Genomic DNA, 6,000 nt, shown 5'->3' with positions numbered 1-6,000 from the left:
CGGCCACCGGCCGCGCCTCCTCCTTTCGCTAGCTGGGTGGGCGCCTACGCCCCGGTCACCCGGGTGCCGGGAAGCCGCGCCTTGCTGGTCTGTGCGCCTATCCAGACGCCCAGCAGCAGGTTGAGGAGGATGGGAACGAGGATGGTGCGGGCCGAGAAGTCGCCCATCGACCAGTAGAGCACCATCACCACCGCGGCCAGCAACAGGCCGCCGATCTGGATCCAGACGAGCGAGCTCGAGCGCTGCTTCTGGCCGACCAGCACAGCGTAGATGGCGCCGATGTTGACGAGAGCGACGCCGTATAGCGTCTCGACGGCCGGGTCCAGGGTGGTGCGGCCGAAGACGGCCTGGGATACCGATGGGAAGAGCAGCACTACACCGGCTATCAGAACGTAGGCGGCGGCGATCGTCAGGGGAAGCCGTAGGGGATCGTTCGTGCGCATGAGCAGTTCTCCTCTGGCAGTGAGGACGCCTCGCGGTTCGGGCCCCTCTGCTGCGCGCCCTTCCGGGCGCCCTGGTCCTGCCCGACACGGCAAACGCTGCCGGTCGTCACTCCCGACTAACGCAACGCCACCTCCTCCCCAGGCGACCTCGGCGGAGGGATTGACGGCGCAGGGGCTGGAGGGCCTGTCGTTAAAGGTATCGCCGTTATGTTACCGAGAAACGGTTGCCGCCGGTAGTGGCTGTTGGTGACGGTTCGAGAGGGGCCGCTAGCGGGCGTTCGCGGCCTAACGGCGGCCTTACCTCGGCCTAATGGGGGCAAGGTCTGGTGCTAGGTCAGTCTCGGGAGGACCTTTTCGAGGAAACGTTCCGCCATCAGTTCGTAGCCTTGCTGGTTCGGATGGAGGTGGTCGGGCAGCAGATGATCCTCCTCTTCGCCCAGCAGTTCCAGGCCGTCGACGTAGTAGACGTGCTCGTCGCCCAGGCCGCGGAGCGCCTCCACGGCGGCCCGGATCTCCTCGCGCATGATCTCCAGCGTGAGGCCGGCGGCGTTGGCTGTGCTCTCCCGTTCGGGCGAGTAGATCGGTGAGATGAGCGCCAGCGGCGCGCTCCTGTGGCGCTCGCGGACGATACTGGCGAAGCCGAGGACGGCAGGCCGGAAGGTGCGCATGCTGAGCGAGGAGCCCCCCTGTACGTTGATCCCGAGGCAGAGCGAGATCAGGTCGGCCGGCTGGTCGCGGATGAGCCTGGCGAGCATCGGTTCGATATGGCACTGCCCGGAGAAGCCCAGGCAGGTGAGGTTGAGATTGGCCTTGCGGGCTACGAGAGCGGGCCAGGTCCGTGCCGGGGAGTCGGCCCCCTGACACTGGGTGATGGAGCTGCCGTAGGTGATCCAGCGGCGACTCCGCTCCTCGATGCGTGGCGCCAGGGTCGCGCCCTCCTCCAGTTCGAAGCCGGTGAGTCGCAGCGCCTGGTTCTGAGGGAGCCACACCTCCAGCAACTTCTCGCCGGGGGGCAGCTCGCTGAACTCCGCACGGTCGCTCCCCGCTAGCGCGACACTCCCCAGCAGCGTCCCTCGGGCGGTCAGGTCGAGCCGCGCCGGGGAATCGGCGGGAACGGGCTGGAAGTGGCAGATGAGGCTCCTGGCGTTGCTGCGGAAGGTCACCCGCACCCCTGCGGGCTTCTCCGCCTGCTCGTGGAGCTCTTCGAACGGGTAGAGCTGGAGGCTTTCTACGGGGAGCCGCCAGGGAGCAACCCATTCGCTCGTCCTCTTGAGCGATATCGCGCCGGGCCAGGCCAGCCGTGAGTCGTCTGGGCGTACGAAGGTCGTCATCAAAGGCCATTGCGACAACGTCGGAGCCGAAGATGCGATGAAGTCCGCTACTTGTGAAAGGAGAAGTCGGCTCCGCGCGGGGTTCGACCGGGCCAGCCGGGGTCGGAGTGCGGGGCGGAAGTCCGACTGCGGTAGCGGGACCGTCCGACGCAGGCGAGGCTCGTGGCGTTCTCTCAGATTGACAGCGCTGCTCGGCGCTCGTAAGCTGATGACTAACACGGCCGTGCAGAGTGTCAGAAAATGACAGCGCCGATTCGAAGGAGGAGCGTGACGAGCGGCAACGACCGAGCGGAGAGGCTGCGACCGGTGCAGCACTGGTTCCTCGACCTCGATGGAACTACCTACCTGGGGGGTGAACCGCTACCCGGCGCGCTCCCCCTGATCGAGCACTTCCGCCGCTCCGGCACCGGTTTCACCTTCCTGACCAACAACTCCTCGCGCAGCTCCCGGGAGTATGCCGTCAAACTGTCTCGGATGGGTTTTCCGGTAACGAGCGAGAACGTCTTCACCAGCGGACAGGCGACAGCCGGCTACCTGGCACGCACTCACCCGGAAGCCTCGGTCTACCTACTGGGCACGCCCGCGTTCGCAGCCGAACTCGGCGCCGCCGGGATCTCCGTGGTCGAGGACCGGCCCGACTTCGTCGTCCTGGGGTTCGATCCCGATCTCGACTTCGCCCGGCTCACCCGCGCCTGCTCCTTCCTCCGTGAAGGCAGCCGCTACCTGGCCAGCCATCCCGACGCGAACTGTCCGGTAGCAGGCGGTTACATCCCCGACGCCGGATCGGTGATGGCTCTCATCGAAGCGTCCACCGGCAGGAGACCCGAGGAGGTGGTCGGCAAGCCGAACCGGCGTTTCATCGAGGAGGCGGCCGCCGCTGCCGGCGTCGATCTCTCGCGCTGCGCCATGGTGGGCGACCGCCTGGAGACCGACGTGGAGATGGCCCTCACGGTGGGGATACCCGGGGTGCTGGTGCTGAGCGGCGCTACCCGAGCCGACGACGCCCGGCTGGGACGCTCACCGTGGAGGGAAGAGGTGGAGGTCGTGAGTGGACTCGACGGATTGCTCGAATCGCTGGAAGTGAGGGGTTGAAGATGGCATCGCTCATCGGACATCGCGGAGCACCCAGGCTGGCGCCGGAGAACACCCTCGCCTCCTTCCGCGCCGCACTAGGAGCCGGCGTCGACGGTCTCGAACTCGACCTGCACCGTACCAACGACGGCGTTCTGGCGGTACACCACGATCCCGACGTCGAGGGCGCGTTCATAACCGATCTCTCCTGGGCGGAGCTCTCCACCCGGGCTCCGTTGGTTCCGCGGTTCGAGCAGGTCCTGGAGCTGCTCGAGGAGTTCCCCTCCGCCCGTCTCAACATCGAACTGAAGCATGCCGTGCCCAAGGCCGACGGTCGGGAGGAGCTGCTGGTGCGCGCTCTCGAAAGGTGGCGCGGTCCGGCGAAGGACCGCGCCTGGATCTCGACCTTCGATCCCTTCGCGATCCTCCGCCTCGAGCAGGAGGCAGCGCCTCTGCCGCTGGCGCTCCTCGTGGGCGAGGAGGTCGCCCTGGATCTGCTCCCCTGCCTGCCGGTGGCCGGCGTTCACCCCCACCACTCGCTGGTGTCCGAGGAGCGGCTGGCCGGGTGGCATGAGCGGGGCCTGTTCGTGTTCGCCTGGACCATCAACGACGCCGAGCTGGCGTCCCGACTCCTCGCGTGGGGGGCCGACGGGATCATCGGTGACGACCCTGAACTGATGCTCGAAGCGAGCGGACGGGGTGTCGCTTGAACCGGGCAGACGCGATCGGGCGCCTCAAGAGCCGGCGCTTCGACATGCTCGTGCTGGGCGGAGGGGCAACCGGTACCGGCATCGCCCTCGACGCCGCCACACGGGGGCTCGACGTGGCGTTGGTCGAGAAGGAGGACTTCGCCGCCGGTACCAGCAGCCGCAGCACCAAACTGATCCATGGCGGAGTTCGCTACCTGGAGAAGGCGGTCAAGGAGTTCGACCGGGGCCAGCTCGACCTGGTGCGCGACGCCCTCAAGGAGCGCGCGGTACTGCTGCGGATAGCTCCCCACCTGAGCCGGCCGCTGCCGCTCCTCACTCCCCTCTACGGCCTCTTCGAGATCCCCTACTACTTCACCGGCCTCAAGATCTACGACCTGCTGGCAGGGCGCGCCAACCTCGAGAGCAGCCGGCTTCTGGGACGCGCCGAGGCCACCAGGCGTTTCCCGATGCTCCGCAAGGAGGGCCTCAAGGGTGGAGTCCTCTACTACGACGGCCAGTTCGACGACGCCCGCATGAACGTCTCGCTGGCGCTCACCGCCGCCCAGCAGGGCGCGACCGTAGCCAACCACGTTGCTGCCAGCGACCTGCTCGAGGAGGGCGGCCGGCTGAGAGGCGCCGTGGTGAAGGACACTCTGACGGGTGAGAGTTGGGAGATCGACGCCAAGGTCGTCGTGAACGCCACCGGTCCCTTCTGCGACGAGATCAGACTGCTCGACGATCCGGGCGCCAGGAGGCTGCTGAGCACCAGCTCAGGCACCCATATCGTGCTCGACGCCCACTTCTCCCCACCCGAAACCGGACTGCTCATCCCCAAGACCGAAGACGGACGCGTTCTCTTCCTCCTCCCCTGGCTGGGGCACACGCTGGTGGGAACCACCGACAACCCGGCTCCGCTCAGCGAGGACCCGCAGGCCAGCGAGGAGGACATCGAATACATCCTCCGCCACCTGCGCCACTATTTCGACCTGCCGGTGGGCCGCGGCGACGTGCTCTCTTCCTGGTCGGGCCTGCGGCCGCTGGTGTCCAACGACAGCAAGAAGGGCACGTCGGGCCTGGTGCGCGACCACCTCATCGAGGTGAGCGAGTCGGGCCTCCTGACGATCACCGGCGGGAAGTGGACCACCTACCGGAAGATGGCGCTCGACGCCGTCGACCGGGCCGTGCGCGTGGGCCGGCTCGAGCCTTCGCGCGGCTCCGCCACCGAGACGCTTCCGCTTCGGGGGGCCGAGGGCTTCGGCGCCGACGGTATCGCCCAGCTCGAGCGGGCGGGCCTGGACGAGGATGTCGCCGCGCATCTCCACCGCGCTTACGGCAGCAAGGCGACCGAGGTGGCCACGATCGCGGCTCAGGGCTACGGGGGAAGGCTGGCCGCCGGATACCCGCACATAGAGGCCGAGGTCATCTACGGGAGCCGCGTCGAGATGGCCTGTACCGCCGAGGACATCCTCCACCGCCGCACCCGCCTGGCGTTCCTCAACGAGAGCGCCGCCGAGGAGGCGCGGCCGCGGGTGGAGGAGCTGCTGGCGACCTCCTCGGCCCTCAGCTGAGGGTCTGACGCGGCGAACGGGGCCATGCGATGAACGGCGTACCAGCCGGTTCGGTGACTGCCCGCATCCGCGGTCTGCAGACGAGCCTCACACCCTCGGAGAGCGCCGTCGCAAGGTTCGTCCTGGACCACGCCGACGACATCGTTTCGCTCTCGGTGGAGGCCCTGGCCCAGAGGGCCTCAGTGAGCACCGCTACCGTCATGCGCCTCTGCCGGGCGCTCGGTTACTCGGGCTTCCGGGAGTTCAAGCTCGCCCTCGCCTTCGAACGGGGAAGCAGCGGTCCCGGAGTGCGCGAGGTCGAACTGAAGCCGGACGACGATCCGCTTCAGGTGATGCGCAAGGTGGTGCAGTCGGAGATCCGCGCCCTCGAGGAGACGCTCGAGCTGGTCGAACTGTCGGCTCTGCAGGCGGCGGTCGGAGCGCTCGCGGGGGCCAGGCGTATCGACATATACGGGATGGGCTCGAGCACGCCGGTGGTGGTGGACGCCTACTACCGGTTCCTGCGGATAGGGCTAGCCGTCTCCACCCCGCCCGACTCTCACATGCAATCGGTAGCGGCCGCGACGCTGGAAGAGAACGACGTCGCCTTCATCGTCTCCCACACCGGTCGGACCCAGGAGCTGCTCAGCGCCGCTCGGTTAGCCCGCCAGGCCGGGGCGACGATCGTCGCGCTGACTTCGTTCTTGCGCTCGCCGCTGCTCGAGCTGGCCGACGTGGGGCTGGTGACCGCGGTCCAGGAGACGACCTCCGGGGTGGAAGCGATGGCGGCTCGCACCGCGCACCTGGCCGTCATCGATTCGCTCTATGTCGCGCTCACCATGGGGGGCCGGGAGAGATCGCAGCGTTCGCTGGCGAGGACGCAGGGCGCGATCGACGCGCAGCGGGTGGAGTAGGGGCT

6 protein-coding genes are annotated in these 6,000 nt (G+C 68.0%); 4 read left to right on the top strand and 2 right to left on the bottom strand.

Annotated elements, in window-relative coordinates:
• Positions 1-44 precede the first annotated feature (44 nt).
• On the bottom strand, positions 45-443 hold the full coding sequence (locus tag VF168_11285; GenBank protein HEX7004755.1) for a hypothetical protein: 399 nt from the start codon (positions 441-443) through the stop codon (positions 45-47).
• 329 nt (positions 444-772) lie between these two features.
• Positions 773-1,774 carry an SGNH/GDSL hydrolase family protein gene (locus VF168_11280; protein ID HEX7004754.1) on the bottom strand — a complete coding sequence of 334 codons (1,002 nt, stop codon included), beginning with the start codon at positions 1,772-1,774 and terminating at the stop codon, positions 773-775.
• A 267-nt stretch (positions 1,775-2,041) separates the two neighbouring features.
• On the opposite strand from VF168_11280, the gene VF168_11275 reads away from it, so the two are divergent.
• From VF168_11275 to VF168_11260, 4 genes are read left to right on the top strand one after another with little or no spacing between them, the layout of a single operon-like run.
• Entirely contained in the window at positions 2,042-2,866 is an 825-nt protein-coding gene (locus tag VF168_11275) for an HAD-IIA family hydrolase (GenBank protein HEX7004753.1), read from the top strand.
• A 2-nt stretch (positions 2,867-2,868) separates the two neighbouring features.
• On the top strand, positions 2,869-3,555 hold the full coding sequence (locus VF168_11270) for a glycerophosphodiester phosphodiesterase (GenBank protein ID HEX7004752.1): 687 nt from the start codon (positions 2,869-2,871) through the stop codon (positions 3,553-3,555).
• A complete protein-coding gene (locus VF168_11265; GenBank protein ID HEX7004751.1) occupies positions 3,552-5,102 on the top strand; it encodes an FAD-dependent oxidoreductase in 1,551 nt (516 codons plus the stop codon). The genes VF168_11270 and VF168_11265 overlap by 4 nt, the downstream gene beginning before the upstream one ends.
• A 29-nt stretch (positions 5,103-5,131) precedes the next feature.
• Positions 5,132-5,995, top strand: a complete 864-nt coding sequence (locus tag VF168_11260) for a MurR/RpiR family transcriptional regulator (GenBank protein HEX7004750.1) — start codon at positions 5,132-5,134, stop codon at positions 5,993-5,995.
• The last annotated feature ends 5 nt before the right edge of the window (positions 5,996-6,000 follow it).

Source organism: Trueperaceae bacterium, assembly GCA_036381595.1.
GTDB lineage: Bacteria > Deinococcota > Deinococci > Deinococcales > Trueperaceae > DASVCN01.
This window is presented reverse-complemented; position numbering and strand designations above follow the sequence as displayed.